This is a genomic window from Amycolatopsis sp. WQ 127309, from assembly GCF_023023025.1.
GTDB lineage: Bacteria > Actinomycetota > Actinomycetes > Mycobacteriales > Pseudonocardiaceae > Amycolatopsis.
In genome coordinates this window covers 2,392,639-2,415,342 of sequence record NZ_CP095481.1, presented here as the reverse complement: position 1 = coordinate 2,415,342, position 22,704 = coordinate 2,392,639, and the positions used below count along the sequence as shown (strand labels likewise).

Annotated in this window: 25 protein-coding genes; 11 read left to right on the top strand and 14 right to left on the bottom strand. The window is 69.2% G+C overall.

Annotation, left to right across the window (positions count from 1 at the left end):
- Window positions 1-52: 52 nt before the first annotated feature.
- Entirely contained in the window at window positions 53-1,045 is a 993-nt protein-coding gene (locus MUY22_RS11000; protein ID WP_247059316.1) for a glycoside hydrolase family 76 protein, read from the top strand.
- A gap of 22 nt (window positions 1,046-1,067) precedes the next feature.
- Here MUY22_RS11000 and MUY22_RS10995 read toward each other — a convergent pair whose 3' ends face one another.
- From MUY22_RS10995 to MUY22_RS10975, 5 genes are all read right to left on the bottom strand, one after another.
- A complete protein-coding gene (locus tag MUY22_RS10995; RefSeq protein ID WP_247059314.1) occupies window positions 1,068-1,442 on the bottom strand; it encodes a hypothetical protein in 375 nt (124 codons plus the stop codon).
- Window positions 1,423-2,817, bottom strand: a complete 1,395-nt coding sequence (locus MUY22_RS10990) for an SIR2 family protein (RefSeq protein ID WP_247059313.1) — start codon at window positions 2,815-2,817, stop codon at window positions 1,423-1,425. The genes MUY22_RS10995 and MUY22_RS10990 overlap by 20 nt, the downstream gene beginning before the upstream one ends.
- A 176-nt stretch (window positions 2,818-2,993) precedes the next feature.
- Window positions 2,994-3,488: a GNAT family N-acetyltransferase gene (locus tag MUY22_RS10985; RefSeq protein ID WP_371827666.1), complete on the bottom strand. Its 495-nt coding sequence runs from the start codon at window positions 3,486-3,488 to the stop codon at window positions 2,994-2,996.
- Window positions 3,489-3,508: 20 nt separating this feature from the next.
- Entirely contained in the window at window positions 3,509-4,375 is an 867-nt protein-coding gene (locus MUY22_RS10980; protein WP_247059311.1) for a LacI family DNA-binding transcriptional regulator, read from the bottom strand.
- Window positions 4,376-4,444: 69 nt separating this feature from the next.
- Window positions 4,445-5,482 (bottom strand): LacI family DNA-binding transcriptional regulator, encoded by a 1,038-nt coding sequence (locus MUY22_RS10975; protein ID WP_247059310.1) that lies wholly within the window; start codon window positions 5,480-5,482, stop codon window positions 4,445-4,447.
- A gap of 118 nt (window positions 5,483-5,600) precedes the next feature.
- On the opposite strand from MUY22_RS10975, the gene MUY22_RS10970 reads away from it, so the two are divergent.
- The 7 genes from MUY22_RS10970 to MUY22_RS10940 all read left to right on the top strand — a co-directional run bounded on the left by MUY22_RS10970 (window position 5,601) and on the right by MUY22_RS10940 (window position 11,252).
- Window positions 5,601-6,617 (top strand): substrate-binding domain-containing protein, encoded by a 1,017-nt coding sequence (locus MUY22_RS10970; RefSeq protein ID WP_247059308.1) that lies wholly within the window; start codon window positions 5,601-5,603, stop codon window positions 6,615-6,617.
- Window positions 6,614-7,627: an ABC transporter permease gene (locus MUY22_RS10965; RefSeq protein ID WP_247059306.1), complete on the top strand. Its 1,014-nt coding sequence runs from the start codon at window positions 6,614-6,616 to the stop codon at window positions 7,625-7,627. Before MUY22_RS10970 ends, MUY22_RS10965 begins: the two co-directional genes overlap by 4 nt.
- Window positions 7,624-8,433, top strand: a complete 810-nt coding sequence (locus tag MUY22_RS10960; protein WP_247059304.1) for an ATP-binding cassette domain-containing protein — start codon at window positions 7,624-7,626, stop codon at window positions 8,431-8,433. The genes MUY22_RS10965 and MUY22_RS10960 overlap by 4 nt, the downstream gene beginning before the upstream one ends.
- Entirely contained in the window at window positions 8,430-9,290 is an 861-nt protein-coding gene (locus MUY22_RS10955; protein ID WP_247059302.1) for a PfkB family carbohydrate kinase, read from the top strand. Before MUY22_RS10960 ends, MUY22_RS10955 begins: the two co-directional genes overlap by 4 nt.
- Window positions 9,287-9,922 carry a nucleoside/nucleotide kinase family protein gene (locus tag MUY22_RS10950; protein ID WP_247059300.1) on the top strand — a complete coding sequence of 212 codons (636 nt, stop codon included), beginning with the start codon at window positions 9,287-9,289 and terminating at the stop codon, window positions 9,920-9,922. Before MUY22_RS10955 ends, MUY22_RS10950 begins: the two co-directional genes overlap by 4 nt.
- On the top strand, window positions 9,919-10,662 hold the full coding sequence (locus MUY22_RS10945; RefSeq protein ID WP_247059299.1) for an SDR family oxidoreductase: 744 nt from the start codon (window positions 9,919-9,921) through the stop codon (window positions 10,660-10,662). Before MUY22_RS10950 ends, MUY22_RS10945 begins: the two co-directional genes overlap by 4 nt.
- Before the next feature lie 176 nt (window positions 10,663-10,838).
- Window positions 10,839-11,252 carry a VOC family protein gene (locus MUY22_RS10940; protein WP_247059298.1) on the top strand — a complete coding sequence of 138 codons (414 nt, stop codon included), beginning with the start codon at window positions 10,839-10,841 and terminating at the stop codon, window positions 11,250-11,252.
- A gap of 1 nt (window position 11,253) precedes the next feature.
- Here MUY22_RS10940 and MUY22_RS10935 read toward each other — a convergent pair whose 3' ends face one another.
- From MUY22_RS10935 to MUY22_RS10920, 4 genes are all read right to left on the bottom strand, one after another.
- Window positions 11,254-11,931 (bottom strand): DedA family protein, encoded by a 678-nt coding sequence (locus tag MUY22_RS10935; protein WP_247059296.1) that lies wholly within the window; start codon window positions 11,929-11,931, stop codon window positions 11,254-11,256.
- Window positions 11,932-12,061: 130 nt separating this feature from the next.
- Window positions 12,062-12,883: a YceI family protein gene (locus tag MUY22_RS10930; RefSeq protein ID WP_247059294.1), complete on the bottom strand. Its 822-nt coding sequence runs from the start codon at window positions 12,881-12,883 to the stop codon at window positions 12,062-12,064.
- Complete coding sequence (locus MUY22_RS10925) at window positions 12,880-15,474, bottom strand: DHA2 family efflux MFS transporter permease subunit (protein WP_247059292.1); 2,595 nt, start codon at window positions 15,472-15,474, stop codon at window positions 12,880-12,882. The genes MUY22_RS10930 and MUY22_RS10925 overlap by 4 nt, the downstream gene beginning before the upstream one ends.
- On the bottom strand, window positions 15,471-16,004 hold the full coding sequence (locus MUY22_RS10920; RefSeq protein WP_247059290.1) for a MarR family winged helix-turn-helix transcriptional regulator: 534 nt from the start codon (window positions 16,002-16,004) through the stop codon (window positions 15,471-15,473). The genes MUY22_RS10925 and MUY22_RS10920 overlap by 4 nt, the downstream gene beginning before the upstream one ends.
- Before the next feature lie 265 nt (window positions 16,005-16,269).
- On the opposite strand from MUY22_RS10920, the gene MUY22_RS10915 reads away from it, so the two are divergent.
- Window positions 16,270-16,695 carry a PPOX class F420-dependent oxidoreductase gene (locus MUY22_RS10915; RefSeq protein WP_247059288.1) on the top strand — a complete coding sequence of 142 codons (426 nt, stop codon included), beginning with the start codon at window positions 16,270-16,272 and terminating at the stop codon, window positions 16,693-16,695.
- A 131-nt stretch (window positions 16,696-16,826) separates the two neighbouring features.
- Window positions 16,827-18,218, top strand: a complete 1,392-nt coding sequence (locus MUY22_RS10910) for an FAD-binding oxidoreductase (RefSeq protein WP_247059286.1) — start codon at window positions 16,827-16,829, stop codon at window positions 18,216-18,218.
- A 65-nt stretch (window positions 18,219-18,283) separates the two neighbouring features.
- Here the strand turns inward: MUY22_RS10910 and MUY22_RS10905 are convergent, their stop codons facing one another.
- From MUY22_RS10905 to MUY22_RS10890, 4 genes are all read right to left on the bottom strand, one after another.
- A complete protein-coding gene (locus tag MUY22_RS10905; protein ID WP_247059285.1) occupies window positions 18,284-18,994 on the bottom strand; it encodes a DedA family protein in 711 nt (236 codons plus the stop codon).
- Window positions 18,995-19,039: 45 nt separating this feature from the next.
- Window positions 19,040-19,423, bottom strand: a complete 384-nt coding sequence (locus MUY22_RS10900; protein ID WP_247059284.1) for a hypothetical protein — start codon at window positions 19,421-19,423, stop codon at window positions 19,040-19,042.
- A 23-nt stretch (window positions 19,424-19,446) separates the two neighbouring features.
- Window positions 19,447-20,598 carry an N-acetylglucosamine-6-phosphate deacetylase gene (nagA, locus tag MUY22_RS10895; RefSeq protein WP_247063812.1) on the bottom strand — a complete coding sequence of 384 codons (1,152 nt, stop codon included), beginning with the start codon at window positions 20,596-20,598 and terminating at the stop codon, window positions 19,447-19,449.
- Window positions 20,599-20,689: 91 nt separating this feature from the next.
- Complete coding sequence (locus MUY22_RS10890; RefSeq protein ID WP_247063810.1) at window positions 20,690-21,262, bottom strand: RNA polymerase sigma factor; 573 nt, start codon at window positions 21,260-21,262, stop codon at window positions 20,690-20,692.
- Window positions 21,263-21,451: 189 nt separating this feature from the next.
- On the opposite strand from MUY22_RS10890, the gene MUY22_RS10885 reads away from it, so the two are divergent.
- Window positions 21,452-21,736, top strand: coding sequence for a YciI family protein (locus MUY22_RS10885; protein ID WP_247059283.1), 285 nt, complete (start codon window positions 21,452-21,454; stop codon window positions 21,734-21,736).
- Here MUY22_RS10885 and MUY22_RS10880 read toward each other — a convergent pair.
- The gene (locus tag MUY22_RS10880; RefSeq protein ID WP_371827665.1) at window positions 21,731-22,666 is read right to left on the bottom strand and encodes a 2Fe-2S iron-sulfur cluster-binding protein; all 936 of its coding nucleotides are present in this window, start codon (window positions 22,664-22,666) and stop codon (window positions 21,731-21,733) included. The two genes, MUY22_RS10885 and MUY22_RS10880, sit on opposite strands and share 6 nt — an antisense overlap.
- Between the last annotated feature and the right edge of the window lie 38 nt (window positions 22,667-22,704).

The window sequence follows — 22,704 nt, the reverse complement described above, 5'->3', positions numbered from 1 at the left end:
GGTCCTTCAACATACCGAGCGGTATGTCAGTGGGCAAGGCAGGATTGCCCGCATGGACGTCTCGGCCGCCGAACGCGCGGTGACCTCGCGGCACCTGCGCCGGGTGTGGGGGCTGCCCGGCACGGTCCTCGGCCGCAGCGGCTGGCCGGCGACGGCGGGGCAGCGGCTGCACTGGCACTGGAACTACTGGTGGCAGGCGCACCTGCTGGACACGCTGATCGACGCCCAGCTGCGCGAGCCTTCGGCTGCTCGGCTCGCCCTGATCCGTTCGTTCGTCCGCTCGGTCCGGCTGCGCAACTTCGGCCGCTGGACGAACGACTTCTACGACGACATCGCGTGGCTCGGCCTTGCGCTGCAACGGGTTCAGCCCCTGGGCATCGACGTCGGCCCGGCACTGGCGGCGATCGACACGCAGCTCCTGTCGGGCTGGACGGAGGCGGCGGGCGGCGGCATCTGGTGGCGCGTCGGCGACGAGTTCAAGAACGCCCCGGCCAACGGCCCGGCGGCGATCTTCCACGCCCGCTCCGGCAACCGCACGCGCGCCCGCGAGATGACGGACTGGCTGTCGTCGACCCTGGTGGACCCGTCGACGGGCCTAGTCTGGGACGGCATCCGGACGGACACGGGCGAGCTGGTGAAGCACATTTACACGTACTGCCAAGGGGTCTACCTCGGCGCGTGCCTGGAACTGTCCTTAATGGACGAAGCGGCGCGGACGGTCCGGGCGGTGGCCGAGCATTGCGCGCCAGGCGGCGTGATCCGCGGCCAAAGCGGCGGCGACGGCGGTTTGTTCGCGGCGATCCTGGCCCGCTACCTGGCTTTGGCGGCGCGGTCCCTGCCCGGCCCCGAGGCTTCGGTGGCCCGCTCGCTGGTGCTCACGTCGGCCGAGGCGTGCTGGTCCGGCGCGTCGGAAGGGCCGGTGTTCAGCGCGTTCTGGGACCGCCCGGCACTCTCGCCGCTGCCGAAAGACGCCCCGGAGCGCGACATGTCGGTCCAGGTGGGCGGCTGGATGCTGCTCGAAGCGGCGGCGACGCTGTCACATTGAAACCATGCAGTGCCGTCGGTACCTAGTCCAACTTGCTGAAGGCGGATTCAGGGGAAAATTTCAAAGCATTCTTCTTGTAGCGATTCAGTAGCATCGAGTTCAGTTCTCCGTCGAGCATATTGGCGATTTGGCTCACGTGCATGAGCAGGTCGGCCAAGATGGGACTCAGATCCTCTTTCATTGTGGGGACATCCACGGCTTCGCCCCGGTGGAACCGGTGGTCCAGCGGTTCTATCGCTTTCGCCAGCTTTCCCAGGGAGACGGACAAGTGGAGGTGAATATGCCTGATCTTCTCGAATTCGGGTTGTTCGATGTCCCACATGTCATCGTCGTAACTGCGCTGTAGGACCTGAAGGGCGTGGAGGCCAGCGGACAGATCAGCCAGCTGGCGGCTCATTTCGACCATACTTACCACCCCACGGGAAGACGAAGTCGCCGGATATGACTTCTTCGTAGTAGTTGACATCTGCGGCGCAGTCCGGGTGTACGACCAGGGCTGCTCTTCGTACTTCGTATTTCATTCCTTCGAGAAAGCTGGCCACCTGCTTCTGGGCTCGTCCCCCTATCGCTCGATCATCGAAGATCAGACCCTTTGATCCCGGCGGGAAATGCCTGATGATATTGGGCAAGAAGATGTCCCACCTGGTTGTCTCCTGGTGGATCCATTCGGATTTCTCTGCGACCTCCTGGAAGGCGACGCAACTGTCGCTGCGCTTGGGGCGCTTCGGAAATGTGACCGCAGTGAGCAGTGGGGGATCGTCGCTCGAATGGGCCAGGCAGTAGGCGGGTGCGAAATTTCCCGGTCCCGACATGGCGATGATGAAGTCGGGACGATAGTCTCGTTCAATTCTGCGGTGTAGCCGCATTAGCTTGGGAGTCAGTGAATCCCAAGTGAAATTGATGACGGGTTCACCTGTCGGGTGTGATTCGCCGCAGGCCAGCCGCAGGTCTGCAAGGTAGATTTCAAGGTCCTCGTACTCGGCCCCATAGCTGAGTACATTGTACTTGAACTGCCGGTAGCGACGTTCCGTCAGTTCCTTTTCTTTGGATCGGACGAGGGCCACGGGCGCAAGGCCCGAATCCTTGAGAGAGGTGGAGAGCCAGGTGCCCAACGATGAGAAGTTCGGATCGTTCAGGCCTGCGCCGAATCCGACGAAGATGATGGATTTGACAGAAAGCAAGGATCTCAGTAGGGCCTGGGAGCCGAGGTCGCCAATAACCTGGGCGTAGCTTTCGTACCCGAACACGACGGATTCCGGTCTGCGCCAATGACCGTGGAGGTGAATGACGCTCTTGCCGGGGTTTTGGATCTCGTCCTGGATTTCGGGAACGTTCTCCCAGGTGACGGTCTCTCGTCCCGTAACCGCCTCGATCAGGCCGTCGTAGTTGGTGGTGAGTATGGGAACGTTGAACTCTCCCAAGATCTGCAGAAGGCCGGGATTCGACGCTGTCAATGATCCGACCGTGTCCTTGAGCCACTTTGCGTAGTGGTTCCCGGGGTAAGCCTTCAGCGTGCGGGTGATCTCCTCTGCCAGGGAGAGTTTGTCCGCCTGGTCATCCGACTTGATCTCTGCGTGCCGAGCAGTTTCCCAGGTTTCCCCGAGCGCATCGTTGAGGTCCAGGCAGCGAGAAATACCCGATTCCAGTAAGCTGTTCCACGAACTGTATTCCGCGCCTCCGGTTGCCGTGATGCTGCTGCCGGCGCCCACGATGATGACCGCACTGTTTGATCGCAGCGCTTCGATCAGTTCACTTCTCAGGTAGTTGCTCAACTGTGCTCCGCGGATTTCAGTTGTGCTCTTGGCCGGCGTCGGTTTTGTGGCAGATCGGGTGGTTGCGGATGCTACTCGCACTCGAATATGATCTTTGCGCGGGTGGCTTCGGTGACCTGCGGCAGTATCGAACAGTAGTACGTAAATCAAGAACATTTCTTGTTTCGACTACGATGTCACCAGACGTCGCCGGCCCGCCAGTCGGCGGTTAGCTCCCCGTCCAGATTCAGCGGTACCCGGCCCGGGAACACGTAGACGGCGCCGTCGTCGTCCTCGGTGCGCTGGATTCCCGACGGTGTCAGGGAGAACGTCGGCCCGCGCCACTGCTGCCAGCCGCGGGCCTCGTACAGCGGCCTGCCAGCCGTGGACGCGCTCAGCGCGCCCACCTCGTACCCACCCAGCAGCGCTTCCATTTCGGCCATCAGCGCACTCGCGACTCCCCGCCGCCGGTGCCCGGGATGAACGGCGACGCCCTCGACGTATCCCGTGTTCAGCACGCGGTCGCCGTGCAGGAGCCGTCGCTGCACGAGCGACGCGTGACCGACCAGCTCAGCGCCGTCGAAGGTCAGCGCGTGCATGCCGCCCAGCGTGTTCTCCCAGCCGGCGAGGTCGAAGTCCTTGAACGCACCTTCGAGTAGGGCGCGCGCCGCGGACAACTCGCCGGCGGACAGCTGGGCGGTGTGCGCCAGCCTCAGCAGCCGCAGGACGCGCCGTGCAGGAACCTCGGGGTCAGCAGCACCGACTCCGGTGGCCGGTCCGGGTCGGCCATCCGGGACAGCAGCAGTTGCACCGCCCGGCGGCCGATATCGGCGATCGGCTGGACCAGTGTCGTCACCGCCGGGCTCACCCGGCGGGCCCAGTCCATGTCGCCGTAGCCGACCACGGCCAGCTCCGAGCCGATGCGGATGCCGCGGCGGTGGGCCTCGTACTGGACGCCCACCAGCATCGCCTCGTCCGCCACCACCAGCGCCGTCGGGGACGGCCAGCCGTCCAGGAGCTTGGCCGTCGCGCGGGCCGCTCCGCCCGACGTCGACAGGCCACTCTCCACCAGTTCGCGGTTCCAGCGCAGGCCCGACTGCTCCAGGCCGAGGCGATACCCCCGGACGCGCTCGCGGCTAACGTCCTGGCCGTCGTCGCCCGAGATCAGGCCGATCTTGCGGTGGCGGCGCTCGATCAGGTGCTTCACCAGGGTGCTCATCGAGTGGACGCTCTCGGTGCCCACCTGGTCGACGTCGTTGCGCGCGGCGACGCGGTCCATCAGCACCGTCGGCACGCCCATCCGGACCAGGCCGTTGACCACCGCTTCGTCGCCCGGCGTGGGAACCAGCAGCACGCCGTCCACGAGGTCCGCTCGCAGCGCGCGGACGACCGCGGCCTCTTCGCTGACGCTGTCGCCGGTGTCGGCCAGGGTGACGTCGCAGCCGGCCTGCGCGGCGGCGGCCCTGATCGAGCGCAGCAGCTCACCTGAATAGGGGTGCGCTTGCGCACCCATCGCGACGCCGATCCGGTAGGTGACCGGGGGGTCCCAGAACCGGAGCTCCGGCGAAAGTGCCGTCATAAGCCCTCGCAGACGCTCAGCCGAAAGGTATCCGCTGAGCGGCCGGGCAGCGGCCTTAACACCCGAGAATCACTGATGTGAGTGAACCGCGGGGCAGCCGCACGACTCTCGGTGACGCAGGGTTGGCGGTAGGCGCACGGTTTCGGCCTTGCGGGCCGGGTCGTTGATCCGCGCCAGCAGCAGCCGCACCGCCTGCCGGCCGATCTCCTCGATCGGCTGCGCCATCGTCGTCAGCGGCGGGTCCACCAGGTCGGCCCACTCGACGTCGTCGTAGACGACCACCGGCAGGTCCTGCCCGATCTTGAGCCCGCGCCGCCGCGCTTCGTGCAGCACCCCGACCATCATGCTGTCGTTGCCGACCACCAGCGCGGTCGGCGGTTCGGGCAGGGCCAGCAGCTGGCTGACGGCCAGCGCGCCGCCCTCGTGCGACGAGTTTCCGCAGGCCACGAGGTCGGCCGACCACGTCAGTCCGGAGCGGCCGAGCCCCAGCCGGTAGCCCAGCACGCGCTCCTCGCTGGTCGAGAGGCCGGGCGCGCCGCTGATCATCCCGATCCGCCGGTGCCCGAGCGTGGCCAGGTGCGCGGTCAGCGCCGACGTCGCCTGGATGTTCTCCGTACCCACCTGGTCGACGTCGACGCGGGTGGTCAGCCGGTCGATCAGCACCGTCGGGACGTCGAGGGAGACCAGCTCGCCGATCACCGAGCCGTCGCCCGGCGCCGGCGTGATGAGGAGGCCGTCGACGCGACGGGAGCGCAACGTCCGAACCGTGTCACGCTCCGTGTTCACCGTGTCGTGGGTGTCGGCCAGCAGCACGGTGTACCCGTGCGTGGACGCCTCCCGCTCGATCGCCTGCATCAGCGTCGCGAAGTACGGGTTCGCGACGAGCGAGATCGCCATCCCGATCGAGCGGGTGCCGCCGGTGACCAGCGAGCGCGCGATGGCGTCGCCGGTGTAGCCGGTCGTCTCGATCGCCCGCAGCACCGCCGCCTTGGTGTCCTCGGCGACCGCGCGCGTTCCGTTCACCACGTGCGAAACGGTCGTGATCGAGACGCCGGCGAGCTCGGCGATGTCCCGCTGGGTCGGCCGCGATGATCTCGGCTGGGGCATACCAATCCTTACGTGGGGGTAACTCGGCAAGCGTTTGCGCAAACGCTTGCGTCCGGAGCCTGAGTCTGTCTACCTTCCCGACCATCGGCAAGCTTCGACCTATAAAGGGTGGGAACCCATGAGACAGCGAAGTCTCACAGCACTCGCGCTGGCCGCCGTCCTCGCCACGACGACCGGGTGCACCGTGGAACGCCACTGGGGCGGCAACACGAACACCGGTGGCAGTGGAAAGGCGAAGGTCGGCCTGGTCACCAAGACCGACACCAACCCGTACTTCGTGGCGTTGCGCGAATCCGCGAAAGCCACCGCACAGGCCAACGGCGCCGATTTCAGCGCCCTCGCCGGTCAGTTCGACGGCGACAACGACGGCCAGGTCCGCGCCATCGAGAACCTCGTGCAGCAGGGCGCGAACACCATCCTCATCACGCCCAGCTCGTCGACCGGCGTGCTGAAGGCGATCAAGGACGCCCGCGACGCCGGGATCCTGGTCATCGCGCTCGACACCGCGACCGAACCGCCGGACGCCGTCGACGCCACCTTCGCCACCGACAACTTCGCGGCCGGCCAGCAGCAGGGCGCGTACGTCAAAGCCTCGCTCAAGGGCACCCCGCCCAAGCTGCTGATGGTCGACGGCACGGCCGGCAGCTCGGTCGACACCCAGCGCCACGGCGGCTTCCTCAAGGGCATCGGGCTGACCGACGGCTCGCCCGAGATCAAGGGGCACACCGCGGCCAACGGCGACCAGAGCCTCGCCCAGCAGGGCATGGAGAACCTGCTGCAGCGCACCACGGACATCAACGCCGTGTACTCGATGAACGAGCCGATGGGCCGCGGCGCGAACGCGGCGCTGAAGGCCCGCGGGCTCACGAACCAGATCGTCATGGGTTCGATCGACGGCGGCTGCGAAGGCGTCCAGAACGTCAAGGACGGTCTCTACGCCGCGACCGTCATGCAGTTCCCCAAGAAGATGGCCGAGCAGGGTGTGCTCGCCGCCGTCGAGTACGCGAAGACCGGCAAGAAGCCCACCGGCTTCGTCAACACCGGGTCCGCCGTGATCACCGACAAGCCGCTGCCCGGCGTCGAAAGCCACGACACCGCGTGGGGCCTGCAGAACTGCTGGGGAGGCGCGCAGTGACATCTACAAACGCGACCACGGCAACCGTCGCCAGTCCGTCCACAAAGGAACGTGAGTCGCTCGGCGAGTTCCTCCTCCGCGCCCCCGCGGTCGGCCCGGCGCTCGCCCTGATCGTCGCGATCGTGGTGTTCTCGCTGTCCACGGACACCTTCTTCGACCTCGACAACCTCTCCACCGTCGTCCAGCAGTCGCTGGTCGTCGGGACGCTCGCGCTGGGCCAGACGCTCGTCATCCTCATCGCGGGCATCGACCTGTCCAACGCGTCGTCGATGGTCGTCGCGACGCTGATCATGGCGAAGCTCGCCGCGGCCGGCACCAACGGCTTCGTCGCGCTGCTGGCCGGCGTCGTGCTGACGATCATCGTCGGCATCTTCATCGGCTCGCTCGCCACGCGGATCAAGCTCCCGGCGTTCATCATCACGCTCGGCACGTTCACCATGCTCACCGCGGTGTCCAAGCTGATCGCCGGCGGCCAGGCCGTGCCGGTGACCGACGGGCTGCTGCAGTGGCTCGGCACCAAGCGCTACCTCTTCGGCGGCATCCCGATCACCTACGGCATGACGCTGGCGCTGCTGATGTACCTCGGGATCTGGTACGCGCTGACGAAAACCGCGTGGGGCAAGCACGTCTACGCGGTCGGCAACGCGCCGGAGTCCGCGCGGCTGTCCGGCATCAAGGTCAACCGCACGGTCCTGTCGGTGTACATCGTGGCGGGCCTCGCCTTCGGCCTCGCCGCGTGGCAGGCGCTCGGCCGGACGCCGAACGCCGACCCGAACCAGTTCCAGCTCGGCAACCTCGACTCGATCACCGCCGTCGTCCTCGGCGGGACGAGCCTGTTCGGCGGTCGCGGCTCGGTGCTGGGCACGTTGATGGGCGCGCTGGTCGTGGCGGTGCTGCGGTCCGGGCTGACGCAGATGAACGTCGACGGCAACTACCAGGACCTCGCCACCGGGGCCCTGCTCATCGCCGCCGTCGTGGTGGACCGGATCGCGAGGAGGCAGCAGTCATGACCGAACCGATCCTGCAGGCCCGTGGCCTGGTGAAACGCTACGGCCGGGTGACCGCCATCGACGGCGCCGACTTCGACCTGCTGCCCGGCGAGGTGCTCGCCGTCGTCGGCGACAACGGCGCCGGGAAGTCGTCGCTCATCAAAACCCTGTCCGGGGCCGTGATCCCGGACGAGGGTGAGATCAAAGTGGACGGTGAGACCGTCCACTTCAAATCCCCTTTGGACGCCCGGCAGTACGGGATCGAGACGGTGTACCAGGATCTCGCCGTCGCGCCCGCGCTGGACATCGCGTCGAACATGTTCCTCGGCCGCGAGAAACGCATCGGCGGCGCGTTCGGGCTGTTCCGCAAGCTCGACACCGCCACCATGCGGTCCGAGGCGCAGCGGATCCTCGACGAGCTGGGCATCAACATCAAGTCGATCACCCAGCTCGTGGAGACGCTCTCCGGCGGCCAGCGCCAAGGGGTCGCCGTCGCGCGCGCGGCGGCGTTCGGCACCAAGGCCGTGATCATGGACGAGCCCACCGCCGCGCTCGGCGTCGCCGAGTCCGGCAAGGTGCTCGACCTGATCGGCCGGATCCGCGACCGCGGCCTGCCGGTGGTGCTGATCAGCCACAACATGCCGCACGTGTTCGACATCGCCGACCGCATCCACGTGCACCGCCTCGGCAAGCGCGTCGCGGTCGTCTCGCCGAAGACGCACTCGATGAACCAGGTCGTCGGCCTGCTCACGGGGGCGTTGCGGCTCAACGAGAACGGCGAGATCGAAGAGGCGGCTGCCGCGACCCACGTGGCCGGCTTGAAATGAGGGTGCTGCTGGCGGGGTTGTGCACCGTGGACGTCGTCCAGCGCGTCACCGAACTCCCGGCTCCGGGCGAGAAGGTGCAGTCGCTGCAGGTGGACGTCGCGGCCGGGGGGCCCGCGACGAACGCCGCGGTGACGGCCGCCGCGCTCGGGGCCGAGGCGACGCTGCTGACGGTCCTCGGCGCACACCCGCTGGCGGCGCTCGCCCGCGCCGACCTCGAAACCCACGGCGTCGAGGTCGTCGACCTGGCCCCCTCCCGATCCGACCCACCGCCCGTCAGCGCGGTCGCCGTCCGAGACCGCGACGGCGAGCGCACAGTCGTCTCCCGCAACGCCGAAGACCGCACTTTCCTAGGGAAAGATCGGTTTTTTGGTGCTGCTGAGGTTGGTGGGGCTGATGTGGTGCTGTTGGACGGGCATCTTCCGGAACTCGCGCTGGACGTCGCGAAGGCGGCCAGGGCCGCGGGCGTGCCGGTCGTGCTCGACGCCGGGAGCTGGAAGCCTGTGCTCGACGAACTGCTGCCGCTGGTCGACGTCGCCGCCTGCTCCGCGCACTTCCGGGCGCCCGAACCCGGCCTCCACCAGCGGGGCGTGCCGACCGTCATCACCACGTCCGGCCCTGGTCCGGTGCGGTGGACGACCGCGGACGGGCGTTCGGGAGAGGTGCCCGTGCTGGCCGTCGAAGCGCGGGACACACTAGGTGCGGGAGACGTCTGGCACGGCGCGCTCGCCGTCGCCGTGACGCGAGAACACACGGTGGCGGACCGGATCCGCTTTGCCAACGAGGTGGCCGCCGAACGGGTGCGGTTTGTGGGACCGCGGTCTTGGACGACCGCGATCGCAGGAAGGAACAGGACATGACGGCGTTCGACGACCTGCTCGCCCGGGCCGAGGGGCTGACCGTGCGCGGGCAGCGCAACGTGCTCGGCATCATCGGGGCGCCCGCGTCCGGCAAGACCACGCTGGCCTGGGCGCTGGCCAACGCGCTCGGTTCGCGCGCCGCCGTGGTCGGGATGGACGGCTTCCACCTGGCGCAGGTCGAGCTGCGCCGGCTCGGCCGCGCCGAGCGCAAGGGCGCGCCGGACACCTTCGACGCGGCCGGCTACTACCACCTGATCCGCCGCCTCGCCGAAGGCCGCGAGACGGTGTACGCGCCGGAGTTCCGCCGCGAGATCGAAGAGCCGATCGCGGGCGCGGTCGCCGTCGCCCCGGAGGTCCAGCTGGTCATCACGGAGGGCAACTACCTCCTGCTGCCGGACGACCCGTGGAGCGCCATCCGGCCGCTGCTCACCGAGGCCTGGTTCCTCGCGCCGGACGAGCCCGAACGCATCGAACGGCTGGTGTCGCGCCACCGCCGCTACGGCCGTTCGCTCGTCGAGGCGCGCCAGCGGGCCCTCGGCTCGGACCAGCGCAACGCCGACCTGATCACGCAGACGCGGGACCGCGCGGACCTCGTGCTGGAGAACCTCCCGCTGGTCAACTTCGCGCTGTGAGCGTCCTGATCGTCACGGGCGGCAGCCGGGGGATCGGTGCCGCCATCTGTGAGCTGGCCGCATCGCGGGGTTACGACGTCGTCGTCAACTTCTCGGGTGCTGCCGCGCCCGCGGAAGAGGTCGCGGAGCGCGTGCGGGCCCTCGGGCGGCGAGCGCTGGCGGTCCGCGCCGACGTCTCGGCCGAGAACGACGTGCGCGCGCTGTTCGACGCCGCCGCGTCGCTCGGCCCGGTCGACGCGCTGGTCAACAACGCCGCCACCACGGGAAACACCCCCGGCCGGCTCGACGAGTACGAGGTCGACGTCGTCCGGCGCACCCTGGACGTGAACGTCACCGGCGTCTTCCTCTGCTGCCGCGAGGCGGTCCGCCGGATGTCGACGCGGCACGGCGGCGCGGGCGGCGCGATCGTCAACATCTCCTCGACGGCCGCGCGCACCGGCTCGGCCGGGGAGTGGGTGCACTACGCCGCGTCGAAGGCCGCCGTCGACACCCTGACCTTCGGGCTCGCCCAGGAGGTCGCGGGCGAGGACGTCCGGGTCAACGCCGTCGCGCCCGGAATGATCCACACCGGGCTGCACGCGGCGGCCGGTCTGCCGGACCGGATGGCGAAGTACGCCCCGCTGATCCCGATGGGCCGCGCCGGCCAGCCGAGCGAGATCGCCGAAGCGGTGCTCTGGCTGCTGTCGCCGGCGGCGTCGTTCACCACCGGCGCGGTGCTGGCCGTCGGTGGCGGTCGGTGATCGTGCGCGTACGTTACGATACCTCGAAATAACGGTCGGTCACCAGCGTCCGCGTACTGGGACGGCCGGAGACGGCGAGATCACGATTGTCCCGGGAACTTGGTCACCGACGTTTTGCCAAGCGAACGCTGTGCAACTCTGGGGAGCCGCCACGCGAAAGGACGGCTTCGAAAGCCATGGCGAAACTCATGTCCGTGCACCACCTGGCGCTGACCGTGACCGACGTCGACCGCAGCGTGCCGTGGTACGCCCGGGTCCTGGACCTCGAGGAGGTCACCCGGCGCGAAGAGCCGGACACGGGACTGCGGAAGGTCGTGCTGCGCTCCGCCGGGGACGAGTTCTCCGTCGTGCTGGTGCAGCACGCCGACACCGGCCGACGCGGCTTCGACGAACGCCGGACCGGGCTGGACCACGTCGCGTTCAAGGTGGGTTCGGTGACCGAGCTGGTCGAGTGGGAGGACCGGCTCGCCGAGTTCGGCGTCTCCTACCTGCCGGCCGCGCCGTCGCGCACCTTCGAGGGATCCCGGGTGGTCGTGTTCCGCGACCCCGACGGCATCCAGCTGGAGATCTGGGCCGACCCGGAACTCTGAGTCAGGCGCGCGCGTCGTCCGTCTCATCGGCCTTTTCGACGGGACGGCGCATTTCCTGGCGGTAGCGCAGCACGCCGTACGCGGTCCCGAACACGAAGAACGCGACGCTGGCCCACAGCGCGGCCGTCTTCAGCCACGGCAGCACGTCCAGCAGGCCGGCGCCGTAGTAGCCGAGCAGCACGAGCGTCGGCACCCAGAGCAGCCCGCCGAGCGCCGTCGCCAGCATGAACCGGCGCGGGTCCATCCGGGCGGCCCCGGCGATGAGCGGCGCGAGCGTGCGGATCCACGGGATCCACCGCGCGGCGACGATCGCGAAGAAGCCCCGGCGGTCCAGGAACTCCTGCGCGCGCTCGAGGCTCTGCCGGTTGAGCACCCTGCCGTCGCGCCGTGCGATCAGCTTGGAGCCACCGGTGCGCCCGATGTAGTAACCGATCTGGTTGCCGAGCACGGCGACGATCAGCGCGGCGCCCGACAGCAGCCACGCGTTGAGGTCCGAGCCGTGCTGGGCCAGCACCACGCCGGCGCCGAACAGCAGTGAATCACCGGGCAGGAACAGCCCGATGATCAGCGCGCATTCGACGAGCACGAAGCTCAGCACGATCACCCAGACGAGCACGGGCCCGGCGGTGTCCAGCCAGCTCACGCCGACGCCCGCGGCCTCCACGCTCACGACGTTCACTCCCGAAGCCTACGTGCCCCAGGTGAACGCCCTGCGGCCAACGACCGAATCGGGCGGTCCGGAAGCCGCGCCCCGCACCAACCGTGAAGGCCCCCTCACCAGCGGTGAGGGGGCCTTCGACGAGGGTTTCTCAGAACTGCGGCAGTGACTCGCCCTGGACCGCTTCGATGTCCAGCTCGACCTTCACCGTCGTGCCGACCGCCGCGACGCCGGCGCGGACCATCGCGCTGTAGTTGATCGCGAAGTCGTTGCGGTGCAGCTGCGTCTCGGCGTGGAACGCGACGCGGACGCCGCCCCACGGGTCCGGGCCCCAGCCGCCGTAGGTCAGCTCCAGCTCGATCTCGCGACGCTCGCCGTGCAGCGTCAGGTCGCCGACCAGCGTCCACGAGTCCACGCCGCGCTGGCGCATCCCCCGGCTCGCGAACGTGATCACCGGGTGGACGTCGACGTCGAGGAAGTCCGGCGACCGCAGGTGGTCGTCGCGCATCCGGATGCCGGTGTCGATGCTCGCCGCCTTGATCTCGGCGTGCACCGACGACTGCTCGGCCGGACGGCCGATCTCGAGCCGGCCCGACACGTCCGGGAACCGCGCCTTGATGCTCGCGATGCCCAGGTGGCGGGCGGTCGCGACGACCGACGAGTGCATCGGGTCGATCGTCCACGCCCCGGCGGGCGGCAGGTCGATCGCCTCGGCGACCGGAGCCAGCACGACGTCGCCGAGCGAGCCGGAGCCGTCCGAGGCGATCTGCGCCATCCGGGCGACCGGGGTGTACCCGGCCGCCGTGACGACCGCGGTGTAGGTGCCCGGCGCGAGCGCGTCGGTGGCCACCTCGCCGCGGACGTCGGCCGCCTGCCGCGAGACCTGGCGCCCGGCCGGGTCCGTGACGGTGAGCACCGCGTGCTCCACCGCCCAGCCCTCGGCCGTGCGCAGGGTGGCGCGCAGTCCGGTCATGACCGGTCGACCAGCTCGTCGAGGGCCTGGTCGTAGCTCAGCCGGACGTCGTGGTCCGCTTCGCCGCCGGTCAGCTCCACCTGGCTGGTCGCCGGCGGGTAGCCGCTCGCGACCACGGTGTACGCGCCCGCGGGCAGGTCGCTGACCAGGTACCGGCCTTCGCCGTCGGTCCGGGCCACGGCGGCCACGTTGCCTTCGGGGTCGAGCACGGTGATCCGCGCGTCCGGGACGATCCGGTCGCCTTCGGTCCGCGCGGTGCCCGCGAGGAGCACCGAGCTGGCCAGCTCGACGTCGTGGCGCAGCACGCCGCTGTCCGGCACGGTGAGCGTCACCGCGACGGGCCGGTAGCCCGGGCCGCTGGCGACCAGGGTGTAGGCCCCGGCGCCGACGCCGATGAAGGCGTAGGTGCCGTCCGCGGTCGTGATGAACGCGCCGTTCACCTCGCCGCGGCTGTCGGTCAGGGTGACCGTGACGCTCGCCAGCGGCGAGCCGGTGGCGGCGGCCTTCACGGTGCCGGTCAGCTCGCCGGACCCGGTGAGCGTGACGTCGACCGTCGCCGGCCCGTTGCCGATCACGACGCTGGAGGCCTGCGGCTGGTGGCCGTGGGCCGACACGATCAGGACGTACGCGCCCGGGCCCTGGCTGGGCACCGAGTAGCTGCCGTCGGCCGATCCGGTGGCTCGCGCGACCTGGCGGCCGCGCTGGTCGATCAGGGTGAGCGCGGCGCCGGAGACGTGGCTGCCGTCCTGGCGGCGCACGTGCCCGATGACCGGCACGCCACCCGCGCCGACCGGGGTGTCGATTTCGGCGTCCGAGATCGAGTTCGTGATCGGCAGCGCGCCCGACACGGCCTGGTAGTCACCGTGCCCGTTGCTCAGCGCGTGCTTCCCGCCGCCCACGAGCGCCGGTTCGCGGTCGAGCGGGCGGACCGGCTCGACGATCTCGGTGGGCTCGTCGGCGAAGTCGTCGACCTCGTCGGCATCGGCGTCGAGGAACGCTTCGCCGCCTTCGACCGCCGCCGCGGCGGGGTTCATCCCGGCCAGCGGGATCTCCTTCATGAACAGCAGCACCACGGTGGCCAGCAGGGCCACCGCGCCCGCGACGTAGAACACCGTGGTGATCGACTCGGTGAAGCCGATCAGCACCGGGGTCTTGATCGCCTCGGGCAGGTCCTGGATGCCGCTGGTGTTCTCGGACAGGTTGGCGACCCCGGCACCCGCACCCGCCGGCAGCTTGCCGCCGAAGGCCTTGGTGATGTTCGGGCCCAGCGTGTTGAACAGGATCGTCAGGAAGATCGCGACACCGGCGGTACCACCGATCTGGCGGAAGAACGTCGCCGATGCGGTCGAGGCGCCCATGTCGCTGCGCGGGCCGGCGTTCTGTACCGCGATGACCAGCGTCTGCATGCACTGGCCGAGCCCGAGGCCGATGATGGCCGCGGCGACCAGCGGGTGCCACAGCGCCGAGTTGTACTCGACCTGCGCGAAGAAGAACGCGCCGACCGCGATCAGCAGGGTGCCGAGGATCGGGAAGATCTTGTAGTGCCCGGTCTTGGACGTGATCCGGCCGGAGACGATCGAGCTGGTCATGATGCCCGCCATCAGCGGCAGCATCAGCAACCCGGACTCGGTCGGCGTGTAGCCCTGCACGACCTGCATGAACTGCGGGATCATCGTGATCGCGCCGAACATCGCCACACCGACGATGACACCGCCGATGATGGCCACGGTGAACGTCGAGTTCTTGAACAGCCGCAGCGGGATCAGCGCGGCGTCCTTCATCAGCCGTTCGATCAGGATGAACGCGATCACGCCGACGCCGCCCACGACGTAGCAGAGGATCGCCTTGCCGTCGCCCCAGCCCCACTTCTGGCCCTGCTCGGCGACGATCAGGAACGGCACGACCGCGACGACGAGCGCCAGCGCGCCCCACCAGTCGATCTTCTGGTCGTGGCGCTCGTGCGGCACGTTCAGCACCTTCGCCACGACGAACAGCGCGATGATGCCGATCGGGACGTTGATCAGGAAGACCCAGCGCCAGCCGGAGATGCCGGCCAGGGTGTCGAAGCCGGCGAAGAAGCCGCCCAGCACCGGGCCCAGCACGGTCGAGAGACCGAACACGGCGAGGATGTAACCCTGGTACCGCGGGCGTTCCCGCGGCGGGACGACGTCACCGATGATGGTCATGGCCAGCGACATCAGACCGCCGGCGCCGAGGCCCTGGACCGCGCGGAACGAGGCCAGCTCGTACATCGACGTCGAGAAGCTCGAGGCCAGCGAACCGGCGACGAAGATCGTGATCGCGGCGAGGTAGAACGGCTTGCGGCCGTAGATGTCGGACAGCTTGCCGTAGATCGGCGTGACGATCGTCGAGGTGATCAGGTACGCCGTGGTGGCCCACGCCTGCAGGTCGAAGCCGTGCAGGTCGTTGGCGATCTTGACGATCGACGTGCCGACGATCGTCTGATCGAGCGCCGCCAGGAACATGCCGCACATCAGCCCGCTCAGGATCGTGACGATCTGGCGGTGGCTCAGCTGCGGCAAGCCCTTCGACGGCAATGGCAGATCGGGTTTTTCGACGGTGGTGCTCATGCAGTGGCCCCCTTGGCCGGTGCAGCGGTCGGCGCCTGCGCGTCCGCCAGCTGTGGAGAGTGTTTCTCGATACCTGTGTTGAGCCGGCCGAAGAGCCGGTTGAGGTTCTGGCGGTCCGTTTCCGACCAGTCCTCGAGCACTTCGGCCAGCCACTGATTGCGTTGCTTGCGGTTCTCTTCGAACACCCGGAGGCCCTCGGCTGTCGGCGCGAGCAGGCAGGCCCGCCCGTCCTCGGGGTCGGCCTGGCGCTCGACCAGGCCGTGCTGGACGAGCGAGCTCGACTGCCTGCTGATCGTCGAGATCTCGGCGTGCAGCGACTCGGCCAGCCGGCTGGTGCGCTGCGGGCCCTCGTGGATGAGGGTGAAGAGGATCGCGTAGGCCGCCCGCTCGATCCCGTCCGGCCCCTGCTTGGAGACCTGGGACTTCGCCTTGTTGATCAACCGGATGAAGCGCACGAGCTCATGGCCGAGCGAGTCGGCCAGATCCAGTTCGGCCCGTGGCCGGGCTGCGGCTGAGCTGTCGGGTGCCATGGTTGGTCCTCACGCGGCTTTGGTTGGCGGCTGCAACTAGTTGCCTCAGGCAAGGATGTGCCTTCACGGACGGTTCTGCAAGCGAGGACCGGCCCGATGTGTCACAACACACTTTAGTTGTCGTATGCAAGCAGATTCCCATGCCCCAGTTTGTCGCTTCTGTGCGGTTCGAGGGCGCTGAGCTGCGCTTATGGGTGACACCCGGCCGTGTGAGCGCGTCCTCCGGACTGCGGAACAACGACGGCGCCGAGGGGTTGGAAGGGGTATGACCGACGACACAGCGTTGAGGGAATTCATCACCGCGCGCCGCCACGGCGTCCTGGCCACCATCCGCCGCGACGGCCGGCCGCAGCTGTCCACCATCACCCACCTCTACAACCCGGAGACGGACACCGTCACCGCGTCCATCACCGAGACCCGGGCGAAGACGAAGAACATGCGCCGCGACCCGCGGGTCACCTACCACGTGGGCAGCGAGGACGGCTGGAGCTACGTGGTCGCCGAGGCCCGCGCGGAGCTGACGCAGCCGGCCGCCGCGCCCGACGACGCGACCGTGGAAGCGCTGGTCGACTACTACCGCCGCGCGGCGGGCGAGCACCCGAACTGGGCCGAGTACCGCGAGGCGATGGTCACCGACCAGCGCGTCCTGCTGACCCTGCACCTGGACAAGGTCTTCGGCGTGATCCGCTGACCCGGACGTGTCCTGAAGGGCACCCTCATGGCTTGTATGTCCCTGAAGGTGCCCTTCACGGCATTGCGCGAACCGGGCGGATTCGAAAGAAGATTTCCGCAGTGCGGACTACCCGGGCTTACCATGAAGTCATGAGCGACGAAGCTTTGGTCACCCGGCTCCGCGACCTGCTCGGCAAGAGCGCCGTGCTCACCGACTCCGACGTCACGGCGTCGTACTCGCGCGACATGATGCCGCTCGCGCCGTCGGGCACGCCGCTGGCCGTGGTGCTGCCCGAGAACACCGAGCAGGTGCAGGCCGTCGTGAAGGCCTGCGCCGAGGCGAAGGTGCCGATCGTGCCGCGCGGGGCGGGGAGCGGCCTGTCCGGCGCCGCCAACGCCATCGAGGGCTGCGTGGTGCTCGCGCTGACCAAGCTCAACGAGATCGTCGAGATCGACGCGGGGAACCGGCTGGCCGTCGTCCAGCCCGGGGTCGTCAACCTGGACTTCCGCAACGCCGTCGAGAAGCACGGCCTCTTCTACCCGCCGGACCCGTCGAGCTACGACTGGTGCACCCTCGGCGGCAACCTCGCCACCAACGCCGGCGGCCTCTGCTGCGTGAAGTACGGCGTCACCACCGACTCCGTCCTCGGTCTCGAGGTCGTCCTGGCGGACGGCGAGATCCTCCGGACCGGGCGCCGGACCGTGAAGGGGGTCGCCGGGTACGACCTCGCGCGGCTGTTCGTCGGCAGCGAGGGCACGCTCGGCGTCATCACGCAGGCGACCGTGCAGCTCAAGCCGCTGCCGCAGGCGCCGGCGACGTTCGTCGCGGGCTTCAGCAGCACCGAAGCCGCCGGTGAGGCCGTCGCGCGCGTCGTCCGCGAAGGGCTCGTGCCGTCGCTGCTGGAGATCATGGACGCGTCCTCGATCAAGGCGTCCGAGGCCTACCTCAAGACCGACCTCGGCGCGGGTTCGGACTGCCGGGCCCTGCTGCTCGGCCAGTCCGACGCCGGCGGCGAGGTCGCCCGCCGCGAGCTGGCCAAGCTCGAGCAGATCTGCGTCGACTGCGGCGCCGACCTCGCCTACACCACCGAGGACCTCGAAGAGGGCCGGATGCTGCTGCAGGCCCGCCGGGTCGTGCTGACGGCCCTGGAGACCTACGGCCTCTGGCTCACCGACGACGTCTGCGTGCCGCGCACGCGCATCGCCGAGCTCATCCGCGGCTGCGAGAAGGTCAGCGAGGACGTCGGCCTGCGGATCGCCGTGGTCGGGCACGCCGGCGACGGCAACATGCACCCCACGATCGTCTACCGGCCCGACGACCCGGACGAGTTCGCCCGCGCCCAGCGCGCGTTCGACGAGATCCTCGAGATCGGGCTCTCGCTCGGCGGCACCGTGACCGGCGAACACGGCGTCGGCAAGATCAAGCGCGAGTGGCTGGAACGCGAGATCGGCCCGGTCGGGATGCGTGTCCACCGGGAGATCAAGCGGGCCCTCGACCCGGAGAACCTGTTCAACCCGGGCTCGATGTTCTCGATGACCTGATTCTCAGAACGGCGAAGGGCCCTCACCGCCGACCGGTGAGGGCCCTTCGCCGTCTGCGGAAAGAGTCAGTCCTTGATGCGCGGGATGCGCTGCGTGACCTCGGGGTCGGCCGACGTCATCGCGGCCGACGCCTTCTTCTCGCGCCGCGCCTTGAGGTACTCGAACAGGATCGGGACGACCGAGACCAGCACGATCAGCACGAAGATCGAGTCGACGTTGTTCCGGATGAAGCCGATGTTCCCGAGCAGCGACCCGAGGATCGTGATGCCCGCGGCCCACAGGATGCCGCCGATGACCGTGTACGTGAAGTAACGCTTCGGATCCATCCGGCCGATGCCGGCGATCCAGGTGATGAACGTCCGGACGAAGGGCACGAACCGGGCCAGCACGACCGCCTTGGGGCCGTGCTTCTCCAGGAACTCGTGCGTCTTGTCGATGTACTCGCGCTTGAAGAACTTCGAGTCCGGCCGGTTGAACAGCTTGGGCCCGGCGAAGTAGCCGAGGTAGTACCCGACGACGTTGCCGAGCAGCGCCGCGACCGTGACCAGCACACACACCAGCCACAGGGACGCGTCGAGGGTGCCGTTCGCGATGAACAGGCCGGCGGTGAACAGCAGGGAGTCACCGGGCAGCACCGGGAAGACGCTGCTCTCGATGAAGATGATCAGGCACAGCACCGCCAGGACCGGGGTCGTCAGGCCGCTCAGCAAGTGCTGCGGGTCCAGCCATGACGGCAGCAGCGACATCGTGTTGACCGTGCTCTGGGCGAGAATCACCTCAAAAACGGTACAGGGTCACCCTGAGTGCCTGATAAGACCCGTTCAGACCAGGGTGAGCAGGCCCACCACGGACCCCGCGGCGAGGCCCAGCAGGACCGCCAGCATCAGGATCCAGTACGCCGGGAGCTGCGCGCCGGACGACGCCGGCTGCCGGACGGTCTCCGGCTCCGGGCGCGGGGTGAACGTCGTGGGCGCGTCGACGTCGTCCAGCGCCGCGCGTTCCCGCTCGAGGGAGTCCGCGCTGGCGCCGGAAAGCAGCCCGTACGCCGAGGGCAGCTCGGCGGGGGTGGCCAGTGCGTCCGTGGGCACGGCGTCGGTACCCGGCTCGGAGTCCCGGGCCGGGGCGGGCGACACCTGCGGGGCGAAGACGGCTTGCGCGCGAAGGGCGTCCGCCAGCAGCTGCTCGGGGTCCTTCGGCTCGCTCATCCCGCCCGTCTCCTCGTGTTCGTTCAGGTGCTCAAGGTAGCCGTTCCCACCTCGGCGACCCATTGTCCCCGTCGCAGCACCTTGGCCGGCCGCAGGTCCGTGTCGAGCACGACGATGTCCGCGACCTTGCCCGGCGTGAGCGAGCCCGTGCGGTCGGCGATGCCGAGCAGCTCGGCGGGCCGCAGCGACGTCGCGTGCACGGCGTCGAGGATGCCGAGTTTCGCACCGTTGAGGAGGTTGCGGAAGGCGGTGTCCATCGTCAGGGTGCTGCCGGCCAGCGAGCCGTTGTCCGCGAGGGTGGCGACGCCGTCGTGCACGTCGACCTCGAGCCGGCCCAGCGTGTAGCGGCCGTCGGCGGCGTCGGTGGCCGACATCGCGTCGGTGATGAGCACCGTCCGGTTGCGCCCGGCGTGCTTGGCGGCCAGCCGCACCACGGTCGGGTGCAGGTGCACCAGGTCGCAGATGAGCTCGATGGTGATGCGCTCGTCGTCCAGCAGCGCGCCGACCGGGCCGGGCTCGCGGTGGTGCAGCGGGCGCATGCCGTTGAACAGGTGCGTCGCGACGCTCGCGCCGGCGTCGATCGCCGGCAGCAGCTGCTCCTCGACGCCGTCGGTGTGCCCGATGGCGGCGATGACGCCCGATTCGGCCAGCTGGCGGACGGCCTTCACGCCGCCGTACAGCTCGGGGGCGATGGTGACCATCCGGATCGCGCCCTGGCCGGCCCGCAGCAGCTTGTCGACCGTGCCCGTGTCGGGCTCGAGCAGCGTCTCCGGGTCGTGGGCCCCGCAGCGGGCCTTCGAGATGAAGGGCCCCTCCAGGTGGATGCCCGCGATCTCGCCGTCCTGGACGATCTCACGCAGCGCGGCGACCTGCTCACGCAGGATGTCCACCGGATCGGAGACCAGGCTGGCGAGCATGGTCGTGGTGCCGTGACGGCGGTGCGCCCGCACCGCCGTCAGGAGCTCTTCGGGATCGAGGGAGGTGAACGAAGCACCTCCCCCGCCGTGGCAGTGGGTATCGACGAATCCAGGTACGACCAGTGCCCCACCGACGTCCACGTGCTCGCCGGACGGCGGGGTCCCCGAACCCACGCCGGCGATCCGCCCGTCGGAGACGGCTACCCAGCCGTCGTCGAGTACACGGTCCGGGGCGGCGACCCGGCCGCCCATGATCACGAAATCTCCGGCGCCTCTCACGCACCCCAGCATATATTGGTCTGGACCAAGCATGGTGATACGACTCAGTGATCGGGATGGTCCACCCGGGTCACTGTGGGGCCTGCATGGCCTTCTGGAGGGCCTCGAGCGCCCGGCTGGCGGTCGACTTGACGGTACCCTTCGAAATGCCTGCGGCCTCAGAGATCTCGGCTTCGCTCAGCCCGCCGTAGTAGCGCAGCACCAGCACCTCCCGCTGGCGGGGCGGCAGCTTGGACAGCGCGCTGACCACGGCCTGGTGCTCGCTGGAGAGCATCGCGAGGCTCTCCGCGGACCGCGCGTTGACCGCGTGCGGCGGCACGTACTCCCGGGCGGTCTTGCGGCGGCGCAGCACGCTGCGCGACCCGTTGACCACGGCGGTGCGCAGGTAACCGACAGCAGCGGCGGCGTCACGCAGCCGGCCCCAGTTGCGGTGCAGGCCGGTGAAGGCCTCCTGGACCACGTCTTCCGCGGTCGCGGGCTCGTCCACCAGCAGAATCGCCAGCCGGACCAGCCGCATCCGGTGCTGGCGGTAGAGGTCTTCGAGGTTCAGCGGCGCCGGCGTCTGCACCGGCGCCGGCCCGTCCATGACCCGCAAGTGGCCGAGGGTCGCCTCGACACTGCGTTCCGCATTGCCTTCGAGCATGAACCCCTGCCTGTCCTCGACCCCGGTTTGCACGGTGTGCCGCGTCAGCAGGTTCACGGTATTCACAGCGCTCACACAGGTACTGACGCACACCTAGCCTATCGGGTTGGCCCCGCGTCGCCAGCGTTCGGATGCTGGGACACAGAGTAGCGTCGGTCGCATCCCGCCCGTCCGAGCACGGAGATCCACATGGCCTGGTACCTCGTCGAAATCACCTACGTCCAGGAGAAACTGCAGGAGGTGCGGCCCCGCCACCGCGAGTTCTTGACCAAGCTCGCCGAGGAGGGCCGCGTCGCGGTCGCCGGCCCGCTCGGCGACGGCACCGGCGGGGTCACGCTCTACCAGGCCGACGACGAGGCGCACCTGCAGGAGACGATCGGCAAGGACCCGTACTTCCTGGAAGGCGTCATCGCCGAGCGGTCGGTCCGCGAGTTCAAACCGGTGATCGGCGCCTGGCTGCCCGAGGGCTCATAACTCCAGCACCGCGGGGCCGCGGTCGACGCAGATCCGCATCGATCCGCCGTCGGCCGTCGGCACCGCGCAGGTCCCGCAGAAGCCCTGGCGGCACGAATACGGCGTGTCGGGCAGTGCTTCGCGGACGACGTCGAGCGCGGACCGGTCACCCGGGACTTCGAGCACCCGGCCGGACCTGCGCAACGTCAGCGTGAACGGCGCGCCCGCCACGATCGGCGGCGGGGCGAACCGTTCGAAGTGGACCGCGCCCGTCGTCAGGGCCAGGTCCACCCGGAGGCCGGCGATCATCGGCACCGGCCCGCAGCAGTACACCGAAGCGCCGTCCGGCATGCCGTCGAGGAGCTCGGCGCCCGAGGCCGGCACGCCGTACTCCGTGTCCGGGCGGATCCGGACGCGGTCGTAGCGCGCGAGTTCGTCCAGGAACGGCATCGACGCCCGGCTGCGACCGGTGTAGACCAGCCGCCAGTCGGCTTGTGCCGCCGCCGCGCGGTGCACCATCGGCAGGATCGGCGTGATCCCGATCCCGCCGGCGACGAACCAGAACGGCCCCTCGCCGACGAACGGGAACGCCGTCCGCGGCCCGCGCACGACGACCCGGGTGCCCGGCCGCAGCGCGTGGACCTCGGCCGACGCGACGCCGATCCGCCGGACGGCAATGCGGTAATGGTCGTTTTCGGTCGGGTCGCCGCACAGGGAGTACTGCCGGACCAGGCCCGACGGCAGCACCAGGTCGATGTGCGCCCCCGGCCGCCAGCTCGGCAGGGGCGTGCCGTTGCCGAGGCGCAGGCTGACGACGCCCTCGGCTTCGGGACGCACCGCTTCGACCGTCAGCGGCAGATTCCGGTCGACCGCGCGCACCGGCGGCCGCCGCTTCCCGCTGACCTGCGAGAGCCTGCGGTAGGCCCCGACCACGCCGACCAGCGTGGACATCAGCCGATCGGTGCGGTCGCTGCCGTCCAGCCGGGTGG

Bases quoted from the DNA above. Each gene is read 5' to 3' on its own strand.
- MUY22_RS11000 (WP_247059316.1), top strand. From the start codon at position 53: ATGGACGTCTCGGCCGCCGAACGCGCGGTGACCTCGCGGCACCTGCGC.
- MUY22_RS10995 (WP_247059314.1), bottom strand. From the start codon at position 1,442: ATGAGCCGCCAGCTGGCTGATCTGTCCGCTGGCCTCCACGCCCTTCAG.
- MUY22_RS10980 (WP_247059311.1), bottom strand. From the start codon at position 4,375: ATGACGGCACTTTCGCCGGAGCTCCGGTTCTGGGACCCCCCGGTCACC.
- MUY22_RS10975 (WP_247059310.1), bottom strand. From the start codon at position 5,482: ATGCCCCAGCCGAGATCATCGCGGCCGACCCAGCGGGACATCGCCGAG.
- MUY22_RS10970 (WP_247059308.1), top strand. From the start codon at position 5,601: ATGAGACAGCGAAGTCTCACAGCACTCGCGCTGGCCGCCGTCCTCGCC.
- MUY22_RS10960 (WP_247059304.1), top strand. From the start codon at position 7,624: ATGACCGAACCGATCCTGCAGGCCCGTGGCCTGGTGAAACGCTACGGC.
- MUY22_RS10955 (WP_247059302.1), top strand. From the start codon at position 8,430: ATGAGGGTGCTGCTGGCGGGGTTGTGCACCGTGGACGTCGTCCAGCGC.
- MUY22_RS10950 (WP_247059300.1), top strand. From the start codon at position 9,287: ATGACGGCGTTCGACGACCTGCTCGCCCGGGCCGAGGGGCTGACCGTG.
- MUY22_RS10940 (WP_247059298.1), top strand. From the start codon at position 10,839: ATGGCGAAACTCATGTCCGTGCACCACCTGGCGCTGACCGTGACCGAC.
- MUY22_RS10930 (WP_247059294.1), bottom strand. From the start codon at position 12,883: ATGACCGGACTGCGCGCCACCCTGCGCACGGCCGAGGGCTGGGCGGTG.
- MUY22_RS10925 (WP_247059292.1), bottom strand. From the start codon at position 15,474: ATGAGCACCACCGTCGAAAAACCCGATCTGCCATTGCCGTCGAAGGGC.
- MUY22_RS10920 (WP_247059290.1), bottom strand. From the start codon at position 16,004: ATGGCACCCGACAGCTCAGCCGCAGCCCGGCCACGGGCCGAACTGGAT.
- MUY22_RS10915 (WP_247059288.1), top strand. From the start codon at position 16,270: ATGACCGACGACACAGCGTTGAGGGAATTCATCACCGCGCGCCGCCAC.
- MUY22_RS10910 (WP_247059286.1), top strand. From the start codon at position 16,827: ATGAGCGACGAAGCTTTGGTCACCCGGCTCCGCGACCTGCTCGGCAAG.
- MUY22_RS10900 (WP_247059284.1), bottom strand. From the start codon at position 19,423: ATGAGCGAGCCGAAGGACCCCGAGCAGCTGCTGGCGGACGCCCTTCGC.
- MUY22_RS10890 (WP_247063810.1), bottom strand. From the start codon at position 21,262: ATGCTCGAAGGCAATGCGGAACGCAGTGTCGAGGCGACCCTCGGCCAC.
- MUY22_RS10885 (WP_247059283.1), top strand. From the start codon at position 21,452: ATGGCCTGGTACCTCGTCGAAATCACCTACGTCCAGGAGAAACTGCAG.
- MUY22_RS10880 (WP_371827665.1), bottom strand. From the start codon at position 22,666: ATGTCCACGCTGGTCGGCGTGGTCGGGGCCTACCGCAGGCTCTCGCAG.